This window comes from Aquisalimonas sp. (assembly GCF_007120195.1).
GTDB lineage: Bacteria > Pseudomonadota > Gammaproteobacteria > Nitrococcales > Aquisalimonadaceae > Aquisalimonas.
This window is the reverse complement of sequence record NZ_SKOG01000160.1, coordinates 13,716-38,311: the sequence shown is the minus strand read 5'-3', so window position 1 is coordinate 38,311 and position 24,596 is coordinate 13,716. Positions and strand designations below refer to the sequence as shown.

Below are 24,596 nucleotides of genomic sequence, written 5' to 3'. Positions count from 1 at the left end.
ATTGGGGCCATCGAGGAGATTGCGCAGGTCCAGCGGGCGGGTGCGATAGTGTGCGTGGATCAGTAACCCGAAGACATCCCGCAGCAATGGTTCGTCGCGTGCCAGGGCATCTCGGTCCACGATTTGCAGCCGGGTCTGCTGCGGCGCCACACGCGGGGCATCAATAGCCGGCAGCTCCGCATCCAGCAAGAGCGCCCGAAACACCAGGGCTTCGACCGGATCACCCGCGCGCCAGCGGATGGGCTCCCTGAGCGCCACATGACGCCAGCGCGGGGATTCCGTCTCCAGCGTGGGCTGGAAGCGCAACACAAACCCACGGCCGGTGCCTTCGTAACCATGGATGGTGGTGGCGAAGACGATGCGGCTGTAACGCCGCAGCAAGTCCCCCAGCAAGGCGGCCGACAGGGCGGCGGCTTCGTCAACGAGGACCAGCGCGGGCGCCGGCTCACAGCGCGCTATTTCCTCCGGCAGCAGGAATCGAATGGACGCACCGCCCCCGGCATCGACCCGGGCGCGCCTGATCGACTGACCGAGGCAAAGTGCCGCATGACGCAGCACGGCCTCCACCGCCGCCCGGCGGGGCCCGGTCACCACGACGGTGCCGCCGCGCGACTGCAGGTAGCGCGCCGCGGCGATGCCGAGGGCGGCGGACTTCCCGCGCCCCCGGTCCGCGGTCAGCACCGTCGGCCGCCGGCGGTGGCCGGTGGCCGCGCGCAGCACAGCGTCTACGGCCTGGGCCTGGTCGCTGGTGACGCAGTCAGGATCATTGGGGACCGGCCCCTGAACGCCGACGGGTAACGGCTGCGGTTCCGGCGTTGGCCCGGATTGCTCGATGATGACCGTGAGCGGGTCCGCCGTCAGAACCCGCTGCAGGCGTTGGATAAACCGATGCCCGACGGCCTCAATGCCCCAGCCGTCAACGGCAAGGCGTTGCGCCTGGGGATCCGTGGTCCCCGGCCAATCGGCAAGCGGCGGCGTGAGCACGAGTACCAGCCCGCCGGCGCGGACGGTGCCCATTCCAGCCCCCAGCCCGTCGGGGTCCAGGCCGTCGTGTGTGTCTAAAACTAGGGCTGCCGCCTCGCTGCCAAGCACTTGGACCAGCCCATCCGGCGCACAGGGCCTGGTACTGGGAGGCGGCGCCAACGCCGCCCAAAGCACCTCATGCAGGGATCCATAGGCGGCGGCGAGCATGGCTTCGGCGACACGCCGCCCCCAGCGTGCCTCGCCACTGATCATGATGAGCCGCCTGTACCCGGCTGCCCGGGCCTCGGCCTGCAGGCGGGTGGCGCAGGCCGCGGCAGCCGAGATTGTCTCCGAGCGCCTCACGCGGTTGCGGCCTCCAGCTGCTGCAAGCGATCGAAGGCCTCCCTACGGCTGGTGCCACACAGGCTTGCCGTGGCCTGAAACTGCACGCACACGGCCGGCCGTTCGGGCTGCCCGAACAAACCGCAGCGATAATCCACGGTGAGGTGAATGCAGGGAACACCCGCCGGCTTACCGTGGGGCATGCCCGGCAACGGCGATGAGATGGAGGGGGCGACACAGCATGCGCCGCAGCCGCTTCGGCAGTGCATTGGTGGACATCCTCACATGGCGCGGCCGCAGCCTTCCAGCAAACGGTCGTTAACGGTGACGCGAACCTGCTCCAGGCCCAGGCCCGCATCCGCGTTGTCACACTCCAGATCCAGCATTTCCACGCGCACGTTGGCATCAGCCGTCTCGGCCCTCAGCTGCGCGCCGTCGTCTGTCCAGATCACGCGGTCGGCGTTCAAGCTCCCCTCGCGCTCGCGGGCACGAAACGTCAGTGCCCCGTCTTTGACCTCCAGTTCCCACGAGTGATCATAGCCCTGCGCACGGTACTCCACGCCGCGCAAACGAGCCTCTTCCCAAACGACGGCGCCAGGGCTCTCGCCGCAGCGCACGCGTGTGCCATCGCCAAGGGTCAGCCGGCCCTCGCCACCAACGACCTCCCAGCTTACGCCTTCGCCCTGATAGGCCAGATCGCCATCCGCCGGGACCGACTCCATGGCCAGTTCGTCGCCGTCCCGATGCAGCTCCAGCTGCTCACGCCCGGCGCCCCGGGTCACCAACCGTTCGCCGTCAGCACAGTCGTAGACATGCACCAGCACGCCCGGCGCTGTGGGCGCCGCTTCCGGCAACGCGACATCAGCCGGCCTCCCCTGCGCTGCTGGCTCATGGGCGGCACATCCCACCGCCAAGGCCACAACCACACAGATACCCACCACACCAATAGCCCTCGGCGCACTCGACCAACCCGCCGTTGCCGCATGCAAGCCGAGGCGCTGCCGCGGTGTACTACCATCAGCATTGAAATCCATCATGGCCGACCGATTATGAGACAGTAGGCGAACCCATCAGAGCGGAGGATCGTTCCATGAATGCACTGCGAGTCCTGCTACTGAGTACCCTGCTCGCCGTATCCGGTCACGCATTCGCGCAAGCCCCGGAGGCCGACGACCCGGATGCCAGCCCCGACACGGCGCAGGACGCGCCCGAGCAAGTCTACGAGCTCGTGGTGCGTGGAATGCCATCGGGCATCGGGCGCGCGTGGAACGCGGCGGGCGGACTCAGAGACATCGACAACCTGGAAATCCTCTCGGTGATCCCTGACCGCAACCGTATCGCCGTGCGCAGCGACGAACAACCCGAACGCGCCGCAATCGCGGACGCACTCCAGGACTCAGGCATGACCCTGGTCTACATTGAGGAGCGCGGCTGACGAGGGGTCGGTCGCGGTGGGGCGTCTACCGGGTCGAACCGCAGCCATCCTGGTCTGCCTTTTGGCGTCGCCGCAGCCGGGTGCGGCGACGTTCAGTGGCATCCCCGGCGGGCAGGCGCTCAGTGAGCGCCAGCGCCGTTCGCAGATCACCGCGGACGTGCTCGTGAAATTTCGCCAACTGCTCGAGGGAATGCGGACAGCCTTCGCTCGCCAGCCGCTCCCAGATCGCCACGGCATCGTCGATCCGGCCGACACGCCGCCACAGCCGCGCCAGCTCAAGCAGGCCCGGGCCACTCAGCTCGTTTGCCGCATCAAGAATATGCAGAGCACGCTCCTCGTGCCCGTGCCGGCACCAGATTCTGGCGGCGCCCAGCGGGTCTGCTCCGAGCGATTCCGGCTCGCGCACAACGCCTGCGAGCAGGGAAATCAGCGCCAGTAACGAGCGAACATCCAGCCGGTTGTGACGCAGGACATCGGCCATGCGTCGCCCCTCACCCCGGTGGATCCAGTCAAACCACACGGTCGGCACCTGGCTGCCCGGCAAATCGTCGGTGCGCCTGAGCCCCAGCAACCGGGCCTCGGCCGTGGCCAGCCGGCAATCGGGCCATTGGCGGCGGTACAACCGCCGCAGCGGATGCAACAGATCCAAATGCTGCCCCGGCAGCGGTGCTTCGCGCCAAGCATTCAGGCGGTATCGATCGCGCAGCAGGGGCAAATCGAAGCTGCTGCCGTTGTAGGTCACCAGTCCGCCCGGCTCACGGAGGTCATCCGCCAGCGCGGTTAGCATCGCGGCCTCACCCGCGAAGCCGGTGAGCAGATACTGCCGCGTGCACCAGCGGCCGTCGTGCCAGCGGACAAGGCCGACATTGAATGCGAGTGTCCCCGTGCCCCCGGCAAGGCCGCTGGCTTCCGTGTCGACAAAAGCCAGCTCACCCAGGGACACATCCGGCAGCCCCGGAACCCGGACCCGAGACCCAGGGTCCGGTAACGCCACAGCCCCATGGAACTCACCCAGACCCTGGTCTTGGTCTATGCACAAAACCCCTGGCGCCACCTGCTCGGCACCCAACTCCGCAGCCAGGGCCGCTGGATCAGCGCCACCCACACCCGGCTGGCGAACAGGCGCTCCAGCAGCCCGCATCCGGGCAAGCCGCTGCTGCAGCCCGGCGCTGCTGGGGCTTTTCTCCCCGTCGGGTTTCCCTGCACGCGTACCCGGCGCTGCGGCGCCAGCCTGCTCACGCAGGGTGTGCAAACGCGTCTTAAGGTCCATCACCGCTCAACAGCTCCAGCACCCGCAAAGCCGCTGCCCGCGGCGAGAAGCCCCGCTGCTCGTCCGCGGCCAGAATGGGACCAATACAACCGGGACAGCCGAACTGGCAGCCGCACGCGGCAACAAGTGCCCGGGCGGCATCCACCACGGTCTGACGCTGCTCGTAGAGGGGCGCCGACAAGCCCACACCGCCCGGGTAGTTGTCATACAGGAATACAGCCGGGCGGAAACGCTGCTCCTGCTGCGGATCCATGACGCCGTTGTTGAAGCTTCGAATCTGCCCGCGTCCGGCGGGGCCGATGGTCGCAAACCAGCGGGCATTGCCGTCCCCCACGGCCCGGCCGAGATCGGCGGGCTCAGACATCACCCGCAGTGCCGCCACATGATGCATGGCGTGGGCGGCGCCCAGAAAGCCGTCCAGCGCTTCCTGGCGGCTCGGGAAGGCCCAAGCCAGTGCGTCTGGCCGCACCTCCCACCAGACGGCGGTGGTGTGCATCTCCTGGTCCGGCAGGTTGATGTTGCCGTAGCCGATATTCTCGTGGGTGTAGTAGCGGATTTTCTTGAACCCGGGGATGCGGCGCACCAGGTGCACTTCGCCGTTGGCGGCCTGGGAGCGTTCCCCCTGCGCACTCTCGAAGCTCTCCAGCACCTTGAGCCGTGTGTACTCGATGGCGTCGGTGTAATAGTCCGCGCGGGTCTGGCGCACCCAGGCCTTGCGACCCTCCCAGTCCAGGGTCTCGACTTGGTACGGGCTCGCCTGGATCAGGTAAATGGCCCCCTCGTAGAGCGTTTCTGCCGCGCTCGAGTAGTCCACCTCGGCGACGATCCGCTGCCCGCCGTGCGTGACATCGACGACCACGAAATTCCCCTCCGCCACGGAGCGCAGACTGACGCTGTTAGCGGGGTAGCTGTCCTCCGTCCAGTGCCAGCGATCGCCCTCACGATGGAGCACGCCCTGCTCTTCCAGATAAGCGAGCAGCGCTTCCACGTTCGCGCCTCCAAAGCACTCGCCCTGGCGAAACGGCAGCTCGAAGGCTGCGCAGCGAACGTGATCCAGCAGAATCAGCAGCTGATCCGGATCGATCCGGGCGTGTTCCGGCGAGGCGCCGAGGAAGAAATCGGGATTGCGCACAATGTATTGATCCAACGGCTGGCTGGAGGCCACCAGCACGCCCAGCGCCGTGCGATTGCGACGACCGGCACGCCCCAGGCGCTGCCAGGTGGCCGCGATGGTACCCGGATAGCCGTCGAGCACACACACATCCAGGGCACCGATATCAACGCCGAGCTCCAGCGCGGAGGTGGCGACAACACAGTCGACCTTCCCGGCCCGCAACGCTCGCTCCGTCTCCCGCCGTTCGCCGGGCAAGTAGCCGCCGCGATACGCCGCCACCCGCGTGGGCTTGCGTGGATCGCTGTCGAAGACATCCTTCAGGTACTTGGTGATCACCTCGACCATGAGCCGGCTGCGGGCGAAGACGATAGACTTGAGCCCCGCGCGCACAGCCATGCGTGCAATGCGCGTGCTCTGGGAACGGGAGGAGGCGCGAATCCCGAGCTCAGGGTTGATCACCGGTGGATTCCACAACAGCAGCTGCCTCTCCCCTGCCGGTGCTCCACTGTCGGTAATGGCAGTCACGCGCTCGCCCACCAGCTCCGCCGCCAGCTCCCCGGGATTGGCGATCGTGGCCGACGACAGAATGAACACCGGATCAGCGCCATAGAAACGACAGACCCGGCGCAGCCGCCGCATGACGTTGGCCACGTGGGAGCCAAACACGCCACGGTAGGTATGCGTCTCGTCGATGACCACGTACCGGAGGCTCTCAAAAAACTGTGCCCACTTGGTGTGATGGGGCAAGACGCCCTTGTGCAGCATGTCCGGATTGGTAACGACGATATCGCCCCGGGTGCGCACGGCCTTGCGGGCATCCCCGGGTGTGTCGCCGTCGAAGGTATACGCCCGCACGCCTAGCCCACCGGCCTGGTTGAGCTCCGTGAGCTCGGCCACCTGATCCTGCGACAGGGCTTTGGTGGGGAAGAGATACAACGCCTTGCCGCCCTCGGCCATCGCGCTCTGAAGCACGGGCAGGTTGTAGCACAGGGATTTGCCCGAGGCCGTTGGCGTGACCACCACCGTGTGCTGCCGGGCGCGGATGGCCTCCCAGGCTTGCCGCTGGTGGCTGTATAATCGGCTGATACCGCGGGCTTTGAGCGCGCCGCGCAACGCCGCGTCCAGGCCATCGGGCATGTCGGCGTAGCGTGCCTCCCGAGCCGGTATCACCAGCTGCCCGGTGATTCGGCCTGCGTATTTCCGTTGCAGGCGGCTCACCAGTAGGCGAACCGGTTCCAGTGCGGGTTCCGCTACGGCGTGGGAGGCGGCCATCCTGTTCTCCTTTTGTTCTCCCTGGTACTGTAGAGAACAAAGAGAGAACCGACAAGATGAAACGCTCCAGTGCATGCGATCCCTGACCCCGCGCCAACAAGACCTCCTCGACTACCTCCGCGGCTGCGCGGCCGAGGAGCACGCCCCAACGCTCGATACCATCTGCCGGGACATGGGGCTGCGCTCGCGTGGCTCACTGCACAAGCACATTCGGGCGCTGGTGGCCGCCGGGCTGGTGGAACCCATGGGCGGCCAGCACCGGGGCGTGCGACTCACACAGGCGGCAATACCCGACGAGGATGGCCTGCCTTTGCTCGGCCGCATTGCAGCCGGACGCCCGATCGAGGCCGTCACACACGACAGCCGCATACAGGTTCCCGCCGCCCTGCGCACGCAGGGGCCGTGCTATGTCCTCGAGGTGCGAGGCGATTCCATGAGCGACGACGGCATCCTAGACGGCGACTGGGTGGTCGTGGAGCAACGCGACCACGCCCGCAACGGTGAAGTCGTCGTTGCCCTGGTGGACGACGAGGAGGCGACCCTGAAACGCATTGAGCAACGCCCGGGCGTCGTCCGGCTGCATCCGGCCAACGCCGCGTACGCCCCGCTGGACTACCACCCAGGGCGCGTACGCATCCAGGGCGTGGTGGTGGGACAGATGCGGCGTTATTGAGCCCTCGGCAACGGTCACCGGCGAGGCATGAATCGATGCGCACGATCGGGTAACATACGCACCGTGATGTCGCGCGAAACCTAACATTCCGGGCCGCGCCGGTGACCACCGTCTCCCAATTGCAGCCCGGATCAAGACCAAGGCGAGGAGTCGTAACATGACCAAACGAGTGCAGGAGGGGGGGCTTCAGGTTGCAAAGGAACTGCACGATCTGGTCGCCAACGAGTTAACCCGGGGGACCGGCGTGGAAGCGTCCGCCGTATGGAGTGCCCTGGAATCCATGGTCAATGAGCTCGGTCCGCGCAATCGCGAGCTTCTCGACAAGCGCGACCGCATCCAGGAGCAGATGGACAACTGGTACCGGGAACACAAGGGCCAGCCGCACGACCACTCCGCCTACAAGCAGTTTCTCCAAGACATCGGCTACCTCCTGCCGGAGGGCGACACCTTCCAGGTGACCACCAAGAATGTGGACCCGGAGATTGCCCAAGTAGCGGGGCCGCAGCTGGTCGTGCCCATCAGCAATGCACGCTTCGCGCTCAACGCCGGCAATGCCCGCTGGGGCAGCCTGTACGACGCCTTTTACGGCACCGACATCATTCCCGAGGACGGCGGTCTGGAAAAAGGCACAAGTTACAACCCCAAGCGCGGCGCCGAAGTGGTCAAGCACGCCGCCCGTGTGCTCGACGATGCCGCGCCGCTGGCACAAGGCAGCCATGCCGATGCCACCGCCTACGCAATCAAGGACGGCAAGCTTGCGGTGCGCACGTCCAGCGGGGAGACCGGCCTGAAAGATCCGGCGCAGCTGGTCGGCTATCGGAGCGACGCCAACGCTCCCAGCGCCGTACTCCTCAACCGTCACGGTCTGCATCTGGAAATCCAGATCGACGGCAGCGACCCCGTCGGCAAGGATCACGCCGCCGGCGTCAAGGACGTGGTGATTGAATCCGCGATGACAGCAATAATGGACTGCGAGGACTCCGTGGCCGCAGTGGACGCCGAGGACAAGACGCTCGTCTACCGCAACTGGCTGGGACTGATGCGGGGCGAGCTGCAGGAAAAAATGGAAAAAGGCGGCAAGACATTCACCCGCGAGCTCAACCCCGACCGCCAGTACACCACGCCCAACGGTGGTTCCCTGACGCTGCACGGGCGCGCGCTCATGCTGGTACGCAACGTCGGCCATCTGATGACCAACCCGGCGGTGCTCGACAAGGACGGCAACGAGATCCCCGAGGGCATGCTCGACGCGATGATGACGGCCCTGGGCGCTGTGCATGACCTCAAGGGGCTCGGCACGCTGAGCAATTCACGCGCCGGCAGCATGTACATCGTCAAGCCGAAGATGCACGGCCCCGACGAGGTTGCCTTCGGCTGCGAGATCCTCAACCGCGTGGAGGACGCCCTGGGGTTGGCGCGCAACACCCTCAAGATCGGCGTCATGGACGAGGAGCGGCGGACCACAGTCAATCTCAAGGAGTGTCTGCGCCAGGCCAAGGACCGGGTGATCTTCATCAACACCGGGTTCCTGGACCGCACCGGCGACGAGATCCATACCTCCATGGAGATGGGCCCCTTCAAGCGCAAGGATGACATCAAGGGCGAGCCCTGGATCAAGGCCTACGAGGACTGGAACGTCGATATCGGCCTGGAATGCGGCCTCAAAGGCCATGCGCAGATCGGCAAAGGCATGTGGCCGAAGCCAGACCGCATGAAGGAAATGATTGAGACCAAGATCGGCCATCCCAAGGCGGGTGCCAACACGGCGTGGGTGCCCTCGCCCACGGCGGCCACGCTGCACGCCATTCACTACCATCAGGTCGACGTCCACGCCGTGCAGGCCGAGATCAAGAACCGGCCGCGCGCGAGCCTGGACGATCTGCTCACCGTGCCCGTGGAGACCAACCCGTCCTGGTCCGCCGAGGAAATCCAGCAGGAACTGGACAACAACTCCCAGGGCATCCTCGGTTACGTGGTGCGCTGGGTCGAACATGGCGTCGGCTGCTCGAAGGTGCCGGACATCAACGATGTGGGCCTCATGGAAGACCGCGCCACGTTGCGGATCTCCAGCCAGCATATTGCCAACTGGCTCTATCACGGCATCGCCTCGGAGGCCCAGGTCATGGACACCATGAAGCGCATGGCCGAGGTGGTGGACCGCCAGAACGCCGGTGACCCCACGTACCGCAACATGGCGCCGAACTTCGAGGACAGCGTGGCGTTTCATGCTGCTTGCGATCTGGTCTTCAAGGGCCGCGAGCAGCCCAGCGGCTACACCGAGCCGGTCCTGCACCGGCGGCGTCAGGAGGCGAAGGCCAAGTACGGCCGGTAATCCACGGGCTGCGCGTGGGGCGGTGGCTTTCAGGTGGTGCGCCTGCGGCGCGGGTGGTTTGACGGTGGATACGCTTCGCTTATCCACCCATTCTTCGTCTGCCGCCGCGGCGAATCGGAGGGCGCGCTGATGCCCTAACCCTTGCGCAGCCCGAGTACGTCTTCCATGTCGTAGAGGCCCGGAGCGCGGCCGTGCACCCACACGGCGCTGCGCGCGGCGCCGCGGGCGAACGTCATGCGGCTGCTGGCGCGGTGGGTGATTTCCATGCGCTCGCCGAGGCCGAGGAACATGACCGTGTGATCGCCGACCACGTCGCCGCCGCGGATGGTCTCGAAGCCAATGGTATTGCTGTCGCGCTCGCCGGTACGCCCCTCACGACCGAAAACGGCGCAATCATTGAGATTACGCCCCAGGGCGCCGGCGAGCACCTCGCCCATACGCAGCGCCGTGCCGGACGGCGCATCGATCTTGTGGCGGTGGTGGGCTTCGACCACCTCGACGTCGTAATCGTCGCCCAGCGCGCTGGCGGCAGTGGCCAGCAAGCTCAGGGTAAGGTTGATGCCGACGCTGTAGTTGGCCGCGTGCACCACGGCGATGTGCTCGGCGCCCTGCCGCACCCGTGCCTTCTGGGCGGCATCCAGCCCCGTTGTGCCGATGACCATGGGAACCCCGGCATCGGCGCAGGCTTCGACATTCGCGACCGTCGCTTCCGGCAGGGTGAAATCGATGAGCACGTCGATTTGCGCGAGCGCACCCGGCAGATCATCGTCTAGAGCCACACCAAGCCGGCCTTGTCCAGCGAGTTCGCCGGCGTCGGTCCCCGCCAATGACGCTCCCGGGCGTACCAATGCGGCGGAGAGCTGGAGATCGGAATGCTCGCCGACCGCCTCGACGAGATTGCGCCCCATGCGCCCTGCGGCCCCACACACCCCGATTCGAATCGCCATGCCGTGCTCCTCTCACGCTCCACCTGATTCAGAATTGGGCCCCACGGTCTCAGAATTTCAGCTCTTCAAAGAATCGCTTCGCCTTATCAAGCCAGGAACTGCCCTCCGGATTATGCCTGCGACCACCTTCGTCCAAGGTTTCCCCGAAGCGCTGCAGCAGCTCCTTTTGCTCCCGCGTGAGGTTGATGGGCGTCTCAACGGTGACGCGGCAGAATAGATCCCCCTGAGACCCGCCGCGTACGGGTTTGACGCCCTTGCCGCGAATGCGGAACGTCTTGCCGGTCTGTGTGCCGGGGGGAACGCGCAGATTGACGCGCCCTTCCAGTGTTGGGACTTCCAGCTCGCCGCCGAGCGCCGCTGTCACAACATTGATGGGGACATTGCAATGGAGATTCGCGCCGTCGCGGGTGAAGATGGGGTGCTCCTTGACCAGCACCTCCACGTAGAGATCCCCCGGCGGCCCCCCGCGCTCGCCCGGCTCACCCTCACCGGAGAGGCGAATCCGGTCCCCCGTATCCACCCCGGGAGGGATCTTGACGTTGAGTTCCTTGGCCTCCTGGACGCGTCCGTCACCGCCACAGGTGCCGCAGGGGTCAGTGATCACGACCCCCATGCCGCCGCAGCTGGGGCAGGTCTGCTGAATGGAGAAAAAGCCCTGCTGCACACGCACATCGCCATGGCCGTGGCATGTGGGACAGGTATCCGGTTCTTTACCACTCGCCTGGCCCTGCCCGTCGCATGCATCACACTTGCGCCAGGTCGGGATATTGAGCACGGCCTCCTTGCCGAACACCGCCTCTTCGAGCGTGAGTTCCAGGTTGTAGCGCAGGTCAGCCCCGCGGAACACGCGACTGCCCGCACGCCCGCCAGCGCCGAAGATGTCGCCGAACACGTCGGAGAAGATATCCGAAAAGTTGGCTCCGCCCGCACTGCGCCCGCCGGCGCCGCCAAAGCCACCTTCGACTCCGGCATGGCCAAACTGGTCGTAGGCCGCGCGCTTCTGCGGATCGGCGAGCACTTCGTAGGCGTTCTTGGCTTCCTTGAAATGGACTTCCGCGTCCTTATCCCCGGGGTTCCGGTCCGGGTGGTACTTCATGGCGAGTTTCCGGTACGCCTTCTTGATCTCGTCATCGGAGGCGTTTTTCTGCAGCCCCAGAATCTCGTAGTAATCACGCTGCGCCATGATCGACTCGTCCCCTGCTAGATTCGCCGGCGCCGGCGAATGCCATTAAACCCCCGTTCGTCACGCAGAACGGGCGCAGGGTCTACCCCTGCGCCCGTCCGTGGTCCAGATAGGCGGCCCGGTTACTTCTTGTCGTCGTCCTCCTTGACTTCCTCGAACTCGGCATCGACCACGTCGTCCGATTTAGCTTCGCCATGGGTCTCGGCACCGCCTTCTGCACCCCCGGTCTGCGACTGCTGGCCGTACATCTTCTCGGCCAGCTTACCCGAGGCTTCACCAAGCTTCTGGGTCTTGGCCTCGATATCGGCCTTGCTGTCACCCTTGTTGGCTTCCTCGAGCTCGCTGATGGCCTTCTCGATCTCGCGCTTCTCGTCCGCCGAAATCTTGTCGCCCAATTCGCCAAGCGACTTGCGCGTGGCGTGAATCAGGTTCTCGGCCTGGTTCCGGGCATCGACGAGTTCGCGCATCTTGCGGTCTTCCTCCGCATGCGCCTCGGCATCCTTGACCATACGCTCGATCTCGTCGTCGCTGAGTCCGCTGGAGGCCTTGATGACGATGGACTGCTCTTTGCCAGTCGCCTTGTCCTTCGCCGAGACATGGAGAATGCCATTGGCATCGATATCGAAGTTGACCTCGATCTGCGGCACGCCGCGCGGCGCCGGCGGAATGTCCGAGAGATCGAACCGGCCGAGCGACTTGTTGCCGCTCGCCATCTCACGCTCACCCTGGAGGACGTGGACCGTCACCGCGGTCTGGTTGTCCTCGGCAGTGGAGAACACCTGGCTCGCCTTGGTTGGGATGGTGGTGTTCTTCTCGATGAGCTTGGTCATCACGCCGCCCATGGTCTCAATGCCGAGAGACAGCGGGGTGACATCGAGCAGCAGCACGTCCTTGACGTCACCGCCGAGCACGCCGGCCTGAATCGCCGCACCGATGGCCACGGCCTCGTCCGGGTTGACGTCCTTGCGCGGCTCCTTGCCGAAGAAGTTCTTCACCGCTTCCTGCACCTTGGGCATGCGGGTCTGCCCACCCACCAGGATCACCTCGTCGACTTCCGAGGCACTGAGGCCGGCGTCCTTCAGCGCGATCTTGCACGGCTCGATGGTGCGCTTGACCAGGTCCTCGACCATGGACTCGAACTTGGCCCGGGTTACCTTCACGGCCAAGTGCTTCGGCCCGTTCTGATCGGCCGTAATGTAGGGCAGGTTGACCTCGGTTTGCTGGCTGGAGGAGAGCTCGATCTTGGCCTTCTCGGCGGCTTCCCGGAGGCGCTGCATCGCCAGCCGGTCACCGCCGAGGTCGATGCCCTGATCCTTCTTGAACTCGGCGATCAGGTATTCGATGATCGCGCGGTCGAAATCCTCGCCACCGAGGAATGTGTCGCCGTTCGTGGCCAGCACTTCAAACTGGTGCTCCTTGTCCACTTCTGCGATCTCGATAATCGAGATATCAAACGTGCCACCGCCCAGGTCGTACACGGCCACCTTACGGTCACCGCTCTTCTTGTCCAGGCCGTAGGCCAGCGCCGCCGCCGTGGGTTCGTTGATGATGCGCTTGACCTCAAGACCGGCAATCTTGCCGGCGTCCTTGGTGGCCTGGCGCTGGTTGTCGTTGAAGTAGGCGGGCACGGTGATCACCGCCTCTGTGACCTCCTCGCCCAGATAATCCTCCGCGGTCTGCTTCATTTTCTGCAGCACGCGGGCAGAGATTTCCGGCGGCGCCATCTTCTTGTCACGCACCTTCAGCCACGCATCACCGTTGTCTGCCTGGACGATGTGGTACGGCATCTCCCGGACGTCCCGCTGCACGACATCTTCCTTGAACTGCCGCCCCATGAGCCGCTTGACCGCGTGCAAGGTGTTTTCCGGGTTGGTGATCGCCTGGCGCTTGGCCGGCGCACCCACCATGATTTCCCCGTCTTCGCCGAATGCCACCACGGACGGCGTGGTGCGATCCCCTTCACTGTTTTCAATGACACGGGACTTCCCGCCATCCATGACGGCCACACAAGAGTTCGTGGTGCCCAGGTCAATACCGATAATCTTACCCATTTCGATGCTCCCCTCGATGATTCTGCCAAATCTCACGTTACGGCAAACAATTTTGCTGCTTCCTTAGATTTGGGCGACGGAACGTTTTTCAAGCCACGGCCCTCAGGCCTGCTCGTCGATCTGATCGCCCGGTTGCTGATGGGCTTCCTTGGAGACAATCACCATCGCCGGGCGCAGCAGGCGATCGTTGAGGAGATAGCCCTTCTGTACCACATGGATGACCGTGTTTGGCGCGTGCTCAGCCGACGGTTGTGTGGCCATCGCCTCGTGCCGCTCGGGATCGAACTTCTGACCCATGGGATCGACCTCGGCGATGTCGAACTTCTCCATCGCCTGGGTCAACATCTTCAGCGTGAGTTCCATTCCCTCGTTCAGCTTCGCCACATCCGCGTTGGCTTCCTGAGAGGCGGCGAGCCCCATCTCCAGGCTATCTTTTACGGGAAGCAGCTCACCGGCGAGCTTTTCCAGCCCCTGGCGTCGCGCCTGCTCCACGTCCTTTTCCAGGCGGCGGCGGGTATTGTCCATATCCGCACGGGCACGCAGATACTGATTCCAGTTCTCCTCGGCCTTTGTTTCGGCTTCCTGGAGCTTCTCCTCCAGCTCCTGAATGCGCGCATCGGTCGCCTCAGGTTCCTGGATGGGCGAATCGGTTGTGTCCTCACCGCCATCGTCCGGCTCCACAACCTCGCCCGGTTCCATGGCCTCGGTCTCAGGATCCTGCTCTTCCCGCTTGTCGCTTTCGTCGGTCCGCGCTTTCTGATCCTTCTCAGACATGCACTCTCTCCGGTTTCGCGTTGTCTGGCGCAGCCCGTGCGCGGCAATTTGCCGCCAAGGGCAGCCGCCATCGATAGCAAGATGCACGCCCCCCAGCGGGCGTCAGTGCTCTACAGCGGGGAAATGGGGCTCAATGCGACTGATTCAAGGCAGCGCCGAGTAATTTCGCCGTCATATCCACGATGGGGATAACCCGGTCGTACTCCATGCGGGTCGGGCCGATAACGCCGAGCACACCAAGCACCTCGCCCTCGGCGGAGTATGGCGAGGTGACCAGGCTGCAACCGTCGAACACGTGATAGCCGGATTCCTCGCCGATGAAGATCTGTACCCCGTCGGCCGCAAGGCACTGATCCAGGATATGCAGAATGTCGCGTTTCTCGGTAAATGCCTGAAACAGGCTGCGCAGCTTCTCGACGTTCGACAGCTCCTCGAACTCCATCAAATTCGTCTGCCCGGCCACCACGTAGTCCTCGCTATCCCCATCGGACTGATCGTTGAAGACCTTGCCCCCCAGCTCGATGACGGAGGCCATGAGCGCATTCATGCGCTCTTTGTCAGACTCCATGCTCTTGAGCAGTTCGCTACGCACGGTATCGACGCCCTGGCCGGCAAACTCGGCATTCAGGAAGTTCGCCACCTGCTGGAGCTCATTGTGGGAATAGTCGCGGTCCGTATGGACGATGCGGTTTTCCACGTCCTGCTCGTTATAGACAAGGATCGCCAACACGCGCCGATCGGACAGGGGCAGAAATTCCACATGGCGAAGCGAGCGGGTCACATGACGCGGCAGCGTGACAACCCCGGCCAGGCGCGTGAGCCCGGACAGCAGATTCGAAGCCGAGTCCACCAGGGCATCGGGACTCTGTCCGCTCGGGAGCCTTAGCTCCGTCACATGCAGCGTGTGCACATTGAGCGACTGCGCCGAGAGCAGGGTATCGACAAAAAATCGGTAACCCTTGTCAGTGGGAATCCGTCCCGCCGAGGTATGGGGCGAACGGACGTAGCCAAGCTCCTCGAGATCGGCCATGACGTTGCGGATGGTTGCCGGACTGACGTCCAGGCCCGCCTCGCGCGTGAGCGTGCGGGAACCCAGCGGTTGGCCGTCACGAATATACCGCCGCACAACCACCCGCAACAGGTGGCGCGCGCGCTCGTTCAGCTCAGGATCCTGGGGCTGCCTGCTCATGTCGTCATCCGCGCTCGACTTTGCCGGACAACTTGCGTACCAGAGCCAGCCCGCGCCGGACGTGCCCCCTGACGCAAGTCGGTGTCGCATCGAAAGGAAAACGAGCCGATCGTGGACAACGACTCCGCCCGATACGTGGGTCACTGACGAGAGATGGACTCGGGCCTGTCCAGCTTGAAGATGGCACCCATGTCAGCAAGTGCTATCTGCAAGCTACCAACGCCTCACGAGCAAGTCAATTGTGTGAACTTCGGGCAGAAGCTTCGTTACACTGACCCGGAGCCGGGTCAGGATGCCCCGGGGCGCAGACACTTGGAAGGCCGCTCTCCCCGGCATAGCCGTGCGGACCAGGGGCGAATGCCGTCAGGAACGATACCCCATGCTGAATCACCTGCACGTACGTGACTTTGCTATCGTCGATGAGCTGGAACTGGACTTCGGCTCGGGCATGACCACACTCACCGGGGAGACCGGCGCGGGCAAATCCATACTGCTGGACGCCCTGGGTCTGGCCCTGGGCGATCGTGCTTCGGCGGAAAGCATCCGTCCCGGCGCCGAGCGTGCGGAGGTCATCGCGGCCTTCGATATCGAAGCGCTGCCGGAATGTCAGACCTGGCTCGCGCAACGGGAGTTGGACGACGACGGCGAGTGCCTGTTGCGCCGGGTGATCCAGTCGACCGGGCGTTCGCGGGCCTTCATCAATGGCCGCCCGGTGCCGCTGCAGCACTTGCGCGACCTGGGCGAGTACCTGGTGGACATCCACGGCCAGCACGAGCACCAGTCACTGATGCGCCGAGATATCCAGCGCATGATTGTCGACAACCACGCGGGCAATGGCGAACTCGCCGCCGAGGTGGGACGCTTGTTCAAGGACCTGCAAGAGTGTGAGCGGGCCATGCAGCACCTCCAGGGCGGTTTCGAGGACCAGGACGCCCGCCGGGATCTCCTGGACTATCAGACCCAGGAACTCGCGGCACTGGACCTGTCCGCCGAGGCCCTGGAAGCCCTCAACACCGAGCACCGGCGCCTGGCCCACGCCGGCACCCTGGCGGAGACGAGCCAGCGGCTGCTGCAATGCCTCTACGAGGACGAGCACTCGGCACAAACCATCATCGGCCAAGCTATCCGGGAGCTGGACGGCCTGCTGGACAAGGACCCGGCACTAGCGGAGATGCACGAACAGCTCACCGGTGCCCAGGCGCAGATGGAGGACGCCGTCGACGGGCTCCGCAATTACGCCGATGGCCTCGAACTCGATCCCGGGCGGCTGACCGAGGTCGAGGAACGCATCAGCACGCTGAGCGACCTGGCCCGCAAGCACCATGTCCGCGAAGAGGAACTCGCCGAGGTCTACGATCGGCTGCGGCGCGAGCTCGATGACCTTGAACACAGCGGGGAGCGTCTGGCCGAACTTCGGCAGCAGCACCAACGGCTGACCGAAGCCTATCGAGCCACGGCGCAACGCCTGCATGCGGCCCGGCGGGCGGCGGCGGAGGAGCTTGCCCAGGGGGTCACTGCTCAGCTGGCAGAGCTCAGCATGGGCGGCGCCGCGTTCCACATCGATATCTCGGCGCGAGACAACGCGACGCCCACACCGCACGGCCTGGACGACGTCAACTTCCAGGTGCGCACCAATGCCGGCCAACCCTTCGGTCCGCTCAACCGCATTGCCTCGGGCGGCGAGCTCTCACGGTTGAGCCTCGCCATCCAGGTGGCGGCCGCCGGCACGACGCATATTCCGACTCTCATTTTCGATGAGGCAGACGCCGGTATCGGCGGCGGTGTCGCAGAGGTCGTCGGGCGGCAATTGCGGGCCCTTGGTCAGCACCACCAGGTGCTTTGCGTTACCCACCTGCCCCAGGTGGCATCACAGGCGCACCATCATATGCAGGTGCACAAGCGCACGGCCAACAACAGCACCGCCACGACCGTGACGCCACTCGCCCGCAAAGAGCGCATTCAGGAAGTGGCGCGTATGCTCGGCGGAATGGAACTCACCCAGGCGACCGTCGAGCACGCCACGGAGATGGTGCAGAAGGCGGAATCCGCGTGAACGACGGGCGAACGGTGCCCGACGCAACACAAGCGTGCCCGCTCTGGCGCCCGCGGGAATCGCTGAACAATCGGGCGCGCTTAGGTTATGATCGCGCATCATTCACACAGAAATTAAAGCCGTACTGATCATGCGAGTCTTACTTTTCTCACTACTATTCGGCACCGCTGCGGTCGTCACCGGGTGTTCCTACAGCGACATCCCGTTCGCCTACGAAGTGCCGGTGCAGCAGGGCAACATCATCACCGAGGACATGATCGAGGAGCTCGAGCCCGGCATGACCCGCCGGCAAGTGCGCTTCGTGCTGGGCACACCCGCCATTGAGGACATGTTCCGCAATGACCGCTGGGACTACATTCACACCCACGCACCCGGCGGAGGCGGCAAGCCGGACCGGCTCACCGTGTACTTCGAAGGGGACCGCCTCGTCCGCCTGGAGGGCAACCTCGCACCGGATAATTTCGGTGACTCCTAACCGGACTCTGCACAGCCACCAGGGCGCAACCGCCATTATTCAGGCAGCCTCGCCCGCTGGCGCCGTGCCTCTTTCGGATCGACTTTCAATGGGCGGTAGATCTCAATGCGATCACTCGCCCTGACAGAGTGGTCGCCATCAACGAGCCGTCCGTAGACCCCCAGCACTGCGTTGTCCGCGTCGATCTCGGGGAAGGCTTGCAGAATACCGGATTGACGCACGGCCTCGCGCGCACTCGTCCCGGGCTCCACCTCCACGGACAGGATGAGTTGCCGCTCCGGGCGCCCATACGCCACCTGAACGGTCACCAACTCAGGCCTTTTTCTTACGTCCATAGAGCTGATCCGCCCGCGTTACGAAGGAATCCACCAGCCGATTCGCCACCTGATCAAACACCCGGCCGAAGGCCATTCGCACGATCGCGTTGCTGAACTCAAACTCCATGTCCAGCGCCACCTTGCTGGCGTTGTCACCCAGAGACTGGAACCGCCAGTAGCCATCAAGGCGCTTGAAAGGCCCCTCCACCAGCCGGACCTCGAGCATCTTGCCCGGTTGAGCGCGGTTCCGCGTGGTAAACGACCGCGAGACGCCCCCCTTGCTGATCGTGACAAACGCCTTGAGCTCGTCGCCATGCTGCTCGATCACGCCACTGTCGCTGCACCAGGGCAAAAACTCCTTGTACCGATCCACGTCGTTGACCAGATCGAACATGGTGCGGGCGGAGTGATGTACCAGGGCGCTGCGGGATATTGTTGTCATGGCTTAGTCCCGTGTATATGGCTCAAGCAAGAGCGGGGGATCGCTTCCCTGAGAACGATTATGTTAGCGACACGCCCGCAACTCTCGCTAAAAGGACCAGCAGAATCAAGGGGGCCACGTAGCGCAGCACCGGCAGACAAGAACGATAGCGCCAGTCTTCGCGCAGCCGCAGCGCCCCTCGCAATGTCTCCCCGGGCACCAGCCAGCCGACGAACAAAAGCAGTCCCAGTGCGATCGCCGGGATGAGCGTCCACGCACCGAGCTGGAGCAGCCAAGAGACGGACAATCCGCCCCCAGGTTGCGCCGCAGTCAGGCCGTGTTCAACCCACCCCGGCACGGTCGCGACCAATAACACGGCCCCCAGCCAGAGCGTGGACGCCACAAGAACTGTGGCCTGCACCCGCGTGACACGCCCTTGCTCCACCACGGCGCCCACCACCACCTCCAGTAATCCGACGATCGTCGTCAACGCCGCGACGAAAAGCACCAGATAGAAGACTTGTAACGCCTGACGACCACCCGGCAAGGCGGCCATCGATTCCGGCATCGCATGGAAGGCGAGCACCGGCCCGGAAACAGTCGCATCGCCACCATGCGGCGCAAGCAGCGAGAAGACGAACACCGCGGCCACGAGTCCGAACAACGTGTCCACTGCCAGTGCCGCGCCCGCCGTGCTCACCGTCGGCCAGCGGTCCGGTAGCGCGGCGCCAAACGCCGCCGCCACGCCCACTGCCACAGCCACAGAAAAGAGCGCGTGCTCAGCCGCCGCCTGCACGCCGTTCCAACCCAGGGCGTGAAGGCGTATCTCGAAAACAGGCCCCCAGGCTGCTCCGCCGCCAAGGTTCTCGGTCGCCCAGACCGCCAGGCCCAGCAGAGCGGTCAACAACCCCGGTACCAGAACCCGCATCAGCGGCTGAATTCCACCCGCAATCCCCCGCCCCACCACCAACGCCGCGGCGGCAATCGCCAGGGTGCACCAGAGCAGCCAGCGTTCCGGGGAAGCGAGCAGATCGGAGAACATGGCCGCGGTTGTCACCGCGTCGAAGGACAGGGCGGCATCCGCCGAGACCTGATAGAGATAGGCACCCACCCATCCCCCAAGAAGAATCTGGGCGACGAGCAGCCCGGCAGCAGCAATCACGGCCAGCCATCCCATTCCCCGCCAGGCGCGGCTGCTCCCCTGCTCCCTCGCCAGGCGTCCCAGGCCATCCGGCAAGGTGCGCCGCATGGAACGGCCAATACCGATCTCGGCGAGCCAAAGCGGCAGCGTGAGTGTGGCGAGAAAGCCGCCATACACGAGCAAGAACGCCCCACCGCCGTGCTCGGCAGCAAGCGCCGGGAAACGCCACACGTTGCCCAGCCCGATTGAGACGCCGGCCAAGGCGAAAACGAATGCCAACGGCCCGCTCCACTCGCCCTGGAGCGAGCGCTTTGGAATTGCCAAACTCCCCCCACGCAGGCTTCCCGTTGCCCGCGACACCCAAGGCCATCTCCTGCAGGGCATGGTCACGAAGGCCTGCCCCACCCACAAGCCACCATAACCGGGCCGGGCGAAGCGCGCACGCAGCGATTATCCACCAGGCCGGCACCGACCGACGGTGGCAGCGCACAGCGCCGCCCGTTACAATGCGCGCCGTGAACAAGAAAACCAGCAAAAAGACGGATGACAGCAACGTCATCGCCGTCAATCGCCGTGCCCGTCACGAGTATTTTATCGAAGACACCTTCGAGGCCGGGCTTGCGCTCGAAGGCTGGGAGGTCAAGAGCCTGCGCAGCGGCCGGGTGAACCTGCAGGAAGGCTATGTGGTCATACGGCGCAACCAGGCCTGGCTGATCGGTGCCAACATCCCGCCCCTGCCCACCGCCTCGACCCACGTCAAACCGGACCCGACACGCACGCGGAAACTACTGCTCCATCGCCGCGAGATCGCCCGTTTGATGGGCGCAACGCAGCAGCAAGGCTATACGCTGGTCCCCCTCAAGCTCTACTGGAAGCGCGGCCTCGCCAAACTGGCGATCGGGCTTGCCAAGGGCAAGCAGAAACACGACAAGCGCGAAACCAAGAAGCAGCAGGACTGGCAGCGGCAAAAGGAACGACTGCTCAAGCACCGGGTCTAATGTTCGACACACGCATTGGCGCATTACACAAACTGTTGAGTTTCCAGTACACTATCCTCATCTCGTAGTACGACGTGAAACGATTTGCTACGGGGGTGACATGGTCTCGACGCGGGTCGTGAAGCCTTAGGTGCATGCCGAGGACGTCATCTCACCTCGTAAAACATGATGGCCAACTTAAAATAGTTGCCAACGACGAAAACTACGCTCTAGCGGCCTAAATCCCGCTAGCCTCTGACCGGCAAGTGCCTGTGCTGCCGAATCAGGGGTCGTAGATCACAGGACAGCAGCGATGTGGTTCCGCCTGCACCACACGCTGTTAAATCAATCAGGCTAGTCGAGCGTGTTCCGCTGCCTGCCGGGGAGCGCTCGGCGAACGCAATAGGCGGGCTAAGCATGTAGATCCGAGGGTGGAGCTCCTGCGGACGGGGGTTCGAATCCCCCCACCTCCACCAAACACCCTGCAAAATCAGGAACTTGGGAGAGGTTTTAAGCCTCTCCCAACATTCCTGCTACCATCCCTGAAACGCTTGATTGCCTTCCCTGTTCCCACGACCGAACCAGGAGGCAAGACCATGCGAGTGATTACCTACCAGACCCCGGACGGGGCAACGATCAACCTCACGCCGGTGCAGGTCTTGCGGCGGACCCGGCGCGTGCGCATCTCGCGGACGCACGGCAGTCCGCCACGCCTCATTCAGTCAGTCGATTGTCGAACGGCACGGCCGCGAGGATCTCGATCGAGACCTCCGCCATGCGCGGATGCACCGGATTGATGACCATGTTGCGCGAATGGGGCAGCAGCACCGATGGCACATCCAGGATCAGGCTCTCGCCGCTCTCCAGCCAGCGCGAGCCGACGTCGGCCGGATCATCGACCATCTGGTCGATCCGGTGGACGCTGTCGTCGGGGACTTCGGCGGCCACCAGCACGAATTCCGTGGGCGCGACCTCGCGATCGATGCGATTGTGGACCATCAGCTCGAGGGCGCACAGGGCGGGATGCTCCGCGAAGTAGAGCGCCGGGAGACCCTTGTGATTCCAGCGCCCGCCCACCAGCCGCGCGCCCTCGCCCGTGCGGTCCTCGGCATGGGGCCGGCGGCTGATCCGGTAGAGCCGCATTTACGCGGGGATGCCATGCTCGAGGCGCGTGAGCACATCGTCGACATGCCGGGCGCCGTAGGAGGTGAGCAGCATCTCCTCCGGGGTACGCCCGTCGGGCATCTGCGGATTGGTCCGCTTCATCCACCGCTCGGCCCGGTCGCTGTCGCCGAAGACCTCGGCGGCGCGGGCGTAGATCTCGGCGATGCGCATGATTCGGTCGGACTGCTCGGCCGAGAGGGTCTGCTCGGCGCTCTTGCGCTTGGACTCGAGCGTGCTGCGCGGGATGAACTGCCCGAAGCGCTTCACACTCATGTGGGTGCGCTGGCGCAGGAATTCCGCGGCGGAGACGGGCAGACCGGCCTCCACGATACCGGCGAGCTCGGTGCCTGAAACCGTGGTGACGATCGCGCGGGATGCCTTCCGGCCGCCCCGCGCCTGCCGCTGGAAGATGTTCTCTCCGAGATAGTAGATCAGCCATTTCGCATGCTGACCCGTACCGGCGTGGCGTACGGTCGAGACCTTCTCGGCGACAGTCATCGCAGCTCTCCAGGGCGTGTCAAATCCGACACGAGTATACGCCGAAATCGTTGCTCTCGTCACTGCGCGCCCCGGGGTGAACCCAGCGCGCCGCGGCCTGTTCGATGTCGGCCACGGCGAAAGCCATTCACGCAAAAAGAACTTCGGTCCAAGGTGGCCTCGTTCGGCACAGACCGCGCCATTCAGCATGGCCCCTCGGTCTTGGGTTGCTCGCCGCGCCTCCCCTCCCCTGCCCTCAGTCAGATCATCCTCTCGCCGCTGGAGTTGATCGGCCGCATCGCCGCACTGCTCCCACCGCCCAGGCCGCATCGCCATCGGTCCGACGGCGTGCTCGCCCCGAACTCGCCCCTACGCCCAGCGGTCACCGCCCTGGCGCCCGAGGCCGTGGTCCCGGCACCGGCATCGAATCCGGCGGTGGACTCGGCAGCGGAGACTCCCCCCCGAGACGATCCGGCGCTCTCCCGCCCGCTACCTCTGGGTCAGGCTGCCCGCGCGCATCGACGAGGCGTTTCCCATGACGTGCCCTCAGTGTGCGGGGCCGAGATGCCGATCATCGCCTTCATCACCGAGGCGATGCCCGTGCGCGCCATCCTGGAGTCCATCGGCGAACCCGCCAAGCCGCCCCGTATCGCCCAAGCGCGGGGACCGCCGCAGTGGTACGAAGACGCGACGGACAATGCCATCGACGCCGCGGCATGCGCTGCGGGCGATCCCGACGCCCGCTGGACGATGACCCTGGTTGGGATACCGTACCGCCCCATCACGTAGCAGTCCTGGAGCCGGATCATGATGTCCGAATTTTCCCACTCTAAAGCCGACCGGGCTCCGCTTCACTATGACCCAATCGAAGCGTTGGCCCAGCATCATGCGTGGGCGCTTGAACTTGTGAGCCAGCTCGACGACTCCCAGCTTCGCACCCAGTATCACCCGGAGCTCAGTCCAGTTGGATGGCACCTCGGGCACTGTGCCCTGGTCGAGCATTTCTGGATCGAAGAATTCATCCTGGGGAGTAAGGCTGATGAACAACTCCATAATCTCTACTTCCCAGAGCGCAATTTCAAACAAGAACGTAGCAGCCGTCTTCCCAGTGGCGAGGCACTGCGACGCTGGCTCGACTCCGTGCACCGTCGCACGTTAGAACGCATCGCAGAGCCACCTGCGCCCATGGCTGAGCACCCTATGATGCGCGAAGGATATCTGGCGCATTTCCTGGAGCAGCACTACGCCCAGCATCGCGAGACGATGTGTTACTGCCTGGCGGCGAGGCGGGTTGGTGATCACGAGAGAGCAGATCTACCTCTGTCGGAGGCAGTCCGATCTGACCCTGTCCCGAGCACCTTTGTCAGGCTGCCTGCGGGCCATTATTCTGTTGGAACCAATGGTGTGCGTGGTTACGACAATGAGCGCCCGGCGCACACAGTGTCTATCGCTGGTAGTGAGTTGGCGTGTTCGCCCGTCACCAATGCGCAGTGGCTCGCGTTCATGTCCGCAGGCGGCTACGACTCCTCAGCGCCGTGGTGGTCACACGAGGGGGCCAGGTGGCTACGCGCCACGGGCGTCGATTGTCCCTCAACCTGGCAGATGGATCGCGTGGGCCGTTTCGCATGGAAGGGAGCACATGGATTCAAGGCCCTCGCAGCGGAGTCACCTGTTAGCGGGGTGAACTTTTACGAGGCGGATGCCTTTGCGGCCTGGGCGCGTGCCCGGCTGCCGCACGAATTTGAGTGGGAAGCAGCCGCTGACCTGGGGCTCCTGCAGAACATCGGGAATGTGTGGGAGTGGTGTTCCAACACGCTTGCTCCTTACCCTGGTTTCCGAGCCTTCCCCTATGACGGCTACTCCACACCCTGGTTTGACGGTCACCACTTCGTTCTGCGCGGAAGTAGCATCTATACCGATACTGGATTGAGACGCCACGCGTTTCGTAACTTCTTCCAACCCCACGTCCGGCATCACATCGGCGGGCTGCGGCTCGCGTTTGATCGGTAGCGACGTCCGATTGGAG

The 24,596-nt window shown here is 64.6% G+C and carries 22 protein-coding genes, 1 other RNA gene and 1 pseudogene; 9 read left to right on the top strand and 15 right to left on the bottom strand.

What is annotated here, in order from left to right; genetic code table 11:
- The 3 genes from QZT63_RS12105 to QZT63_RS12095 all read right to left on the bottom strand — a co-directional run.
- On the bottom strand, positions 1-1,326 hold a 1,326-nt coding region (locus QZT63_RS12105; protein ID WP_290651529.1), incomplete at its 3' end, for a tRNA(Met) cytidine acetyltransferase TmcA domain-containing protein.
- A complete protein-coding gene (locus QZT63_RS12100) occupies positions 1,323-1,574 on the bottom strand; it encodes a YkgJ family cysteine cluster protein (protein ID WP_290651527.1) in 252 nt (83 codons plus the stop codon). The genes QZT63_RS12100 and QZT63_RS12105, both read right to left, overlap by 4 nt.
- Positions 1,575-1,586: 12 nt before the next feature.
- Complete coding sequence (locus QZT63_RS12095; RefSeq protein ID WP_290651525.1) at positions 1,587-2,342, bottom strand: hypothetical protein; 756 nt, start codon at positions 2,340-2,342, stop codon at positions 1,587-1,589.
- A 53-nt stretch (positions 2,343-2,395) separates the two neighbouring features.
- Here QZT63_RS12095 and QZT63_RS12090 point away from each other — a divergent pair, with 53 nt between their 5' ends.
- Positions 2,396-2,740, top strand: coding sequence for a hypothetical protein (locus QZT63_RS12090; RefSeq protein ID WP_290651523.1), 345 nt, complete (start codon positions 2,396-2,398; stop codon positions 2,738-2,740).
- Positions 2,741-2,765: 25 nt separating this feature from the next.
- Here QZT63_RS12090 and QZT63_RS12085 read toward each other — a convergent pair whose 3' ends face one another.
- Both QZT63_RS12085 and QZT63_RS12080 read right to left on the bottom strand, forming a co-directional pair.
- Complete coding sequence (locus QZT63_RS12085) at positions 2,766-4,010, bottom strand: ribonuclease H-like domain-containing protein (RefSeq protein ID WP_290651521.1); 1,245 nt, start codon at positions 4,008-4,010, stop codon at positions 2,766-2,768.
- Positions 4,000-6,396 carry a DEAD/DEAH box helicase gene (locus tag QZT63_RS12080; RefSeq protein ID WP_290651519.1) on the bottom strand — a complete coding sequence of 799 codons (2,397 nt, stop codon included), beginning with the start codon at positions 6,394-6,396 and terminating at the stop codon, positions 4,000-4,002. Before QZT63_RS12080 ends, QZT63_RS12085 begins: the two co-directional genes overlap by 11 nt.
- Positions 6,397-6,469: 73 nt before the next feature.
- Between QZT63_RS12080 and lexA the strand changes: the two genes are divergently transcribed.
- Positions 6,470-7,069, top strand: coding sequence for a transcriptional repressor LexA (gene lexA / locus QZT63_RS12075; protein ID WP_290651518.1), 600 nt, complete (start codon positions 6,470-6,472; stop codon positions 7,067-7,069).
- Positions 7,070-7,226: 157 nt separating this feature from the next.
- The gene (locus tag QZT63_RS12070; RefSeq protein ID WP_290651516.1) at positions 7,227-9,401 is read left to right on the top strand and encodes a malate synthase G; all 2,175 of its coding nucleotides are present in this window, start codon (positions 7,227-7,229) and stop codon (positions 9,399-9,401) included.
- A 134-nt stretch (positions 9,402-9,535) separates the two neighbouring features.
- Here the strand turns inward: QZT63_RS12070 and dapB are convergent, their stop codons facing one another.
- From dapB to hrcA, 5 genes are all read right to left on the bottom strand, one after another.
- Positions 9,536-10,348: a 4-hydroxy-tetrahydrodipicolinate reductase gene (dapB, locus tag QZT63_RS12065; protein ID WP_290651514.1), complete on the bottom strand. Its 813-nt coding sequence runs from the start codon at positions 10,346-10,348 to the stop codon at positions 9,536-9,538.
- Positions 10,349-10,397: 49 nt separating this feature from the next.
- Positions 10,398-11,531 (bottom strand): molecular chaperone DnaJ, encoded by a 1,134-nt coding sequence (dnaJ, locus tag QZT63_RS12060; protein WP_290651512.1) that lies wholly within the window; start codon positions 11,529-11,531, stop codon positions 10,398-10,400.
- A gap of 122 nt (positions 11,532-11,653) precedes the next feature.
- Positions 11,654-13,582 (bottom strand): molecular chaperone DnaK, encoded by a 1,929-nt coding sequence (gene dnaK, locus QZT63_RS12055; protein ID WP_290651510.1) that lies wholly within the window; start codon positions 13,580-13,582, stop codon positions 11,654-11,656.
- 102 nt (positions 13,583-13,684) lie between these two features.
- Positions 13,685-14,356: a nucleotide exchange factor GrpE gene (grpE, locus tag QZT63_RS12050; RefSeq protein WP_290651508.1), complete on the bottom strand. Its 672-nt coding sequence runs from the start codon at positions 14,354-14,356 to the stop codon at positions 13,685-13,687.
- Between the two features lie 130 nt (positions 14,357-14,486).
- Positions 14,487-15,545, bottom strand: coding sequence for a heat-inducible transcriptional repressor HrcA (gene hrcA, locus QZT63_RS12045; protein ID WP_290651506.1), 1,059 nt, complete (start codon positions 15,543-15,545; stop codon positions 14,487-14,489).
- 379 nt (positions 15,546-15,924) lie between these two features.
- On the opposite strand from hrcA, the gene recN reads away from it, so the two are divergent.
- Together recN and QZT63_RS12035 are read left to right on the top strand one after the other, a co-directional pair.
- A complete protein-coding gene (recN, locus tag QZT63_RS12040; protein ID WP_290651504.1) occupies positions 15,925-17,598 on the top strand; it encodes a DNA repair protein RecN in 1,674 nt (557 codons plus the stop codon).
- Positions 17,599-17,728: 130 nt separating this feature from the next.
- Positions 17,729-18,073: an outer membrane protein assembly factor BamE gene (locus QZT63_RS12035; protein ID WP_290651502.1), complete on the top strand. Its 345-nt coding sequence runs from the start codon at positions 17,729-17,731 to the stop codon at positions 18,071-18,073.
- Between the two features lie 35 nt (positions 18,074-18,108).
- On the opposite strand, the gene QZT63_RS12030 is transcribed toward QZT63_RS12035, so the two are convergent.
- From QZT63_RS12030 to QZT63_RS12020, 3 genes are read right to left on the bottom strand one after another with little or no spacing between them, the layout of a single operon-like run.
- Positions 18,109-18,408, bottom strand: a complete 300-nt coding sequence (locus QZT63_RS12030) for an RnfH family protein (RefSeq protein ID WP_290651501.1) — start codon at positions 18,406-18,408, stop codon at positions 18,109-18,111.
- Positions 18,386-18,832, bottom strand: coding sequence for a type II toxin-antitoxin system RatA family toxin (locus QZT63_RS12025; RefSeq protein WP_290651499.1), 447 nt, complete (start codon positions 18,830-18,832; stop codon positions 18,386-18,388). Before QZT63_RS12025 ends, QZT63_RS12030 begins: the two co-directional genes overlap by 23 nt.
- Positions 18,833-18,890: 58 nt before the next feature.
- A complete protein-coding gene (locus tag QZT63_RS12020; protein WP_290651498.1) occupies positions 18,891-20,336 on the bottom strand; it encodes a sodium-dependent transporter in 1,446 nt (481 codons plus the stop codon).
- A 122-nt stretch (positions 20,337-20,458) separates the two neighbouring features.
- Here QZT63_RS12020 and smpB point away from each other — a divergent pair, with 122 nt between their 5' ends.
- Positions 20,459-20,950 carry an SsrA-binding protein SmpB gene (smpB, locus tag QZT63_RS12015; protein WP_290651497.1) on the top strand — a complete coding sequence of 164 codons (492 nt, stop codon included), beginning with the start codon at positions 20,459-20,461 and terminating at the stop codon, positions 20,948-20,950.
- Positions 20,951-21,041: 91 nt separating this feature from the next.
- Positions 21,042-21,405: a transfer-messenger RNA gene (ssrA, locus tag QZT63_RS12010) on the top strand.
- A gap of 238 nt (positions 21,406-21,643) precedes the next feature.
- Here ssrA and QZT63_RS12005 read toward each other — a convergent pair.
- On the bottom strand, positions 21,644-22,072 hold the full coding sequence (locus QZT63_RS12005; RefSeq protein ID WP_290651496.1) for an RES family NAD+ phosphorylase: 429 nt from the start codon (positions 22,070-22,072) through the stop codon (positions 21,644-21,646).
- Positions 22,073-22,591, bottom strand: coding sequence for an antitoxin Xre/MbcA/ParS toxin-binding domain-containing protein (locus QZT63_RS12000; protein ID WP_290651494.1), 519 nt, complete (start codon positions 22,589-22,591; stop codon positions 22,073-22,075).
- A 240-nt stretch (positions 22,592-22,831) separates the two neighbouring features.
- Between QZT63_RS12000 and QZT63_RS11995 the strand changes: the two are divergent.
- Together QZT63_RS11995 and QZT63_RS11990 are read left to right on the top strand one after the other, a co-directional pair.
- Positions 22,832-23,248 (top strand): annotated as a pseudogene (locus QZT63_RS11995) (IS91 family transposase); the annotation flags it as partial.
- Between the two features lie 129 nt (positions 23,249-23,377).
- Positions 23,378-24,580 carry an SUMF1/EgtB/PvdO family nonheme iron enzyme gene (locus tag QZT63_RS11990; RefSeq protein WP_290651492.1) on the top strand — a complete coding sequence of 401 codons (1,203 nt, stop codon included), beginning with the start codon at positions 23,378-23,380 and terminating at the stop codon, positions 24,578-24,580.
- The last annotated feature ends 16 nt before the right edge of the window (positions 24,581-24,596 follow it).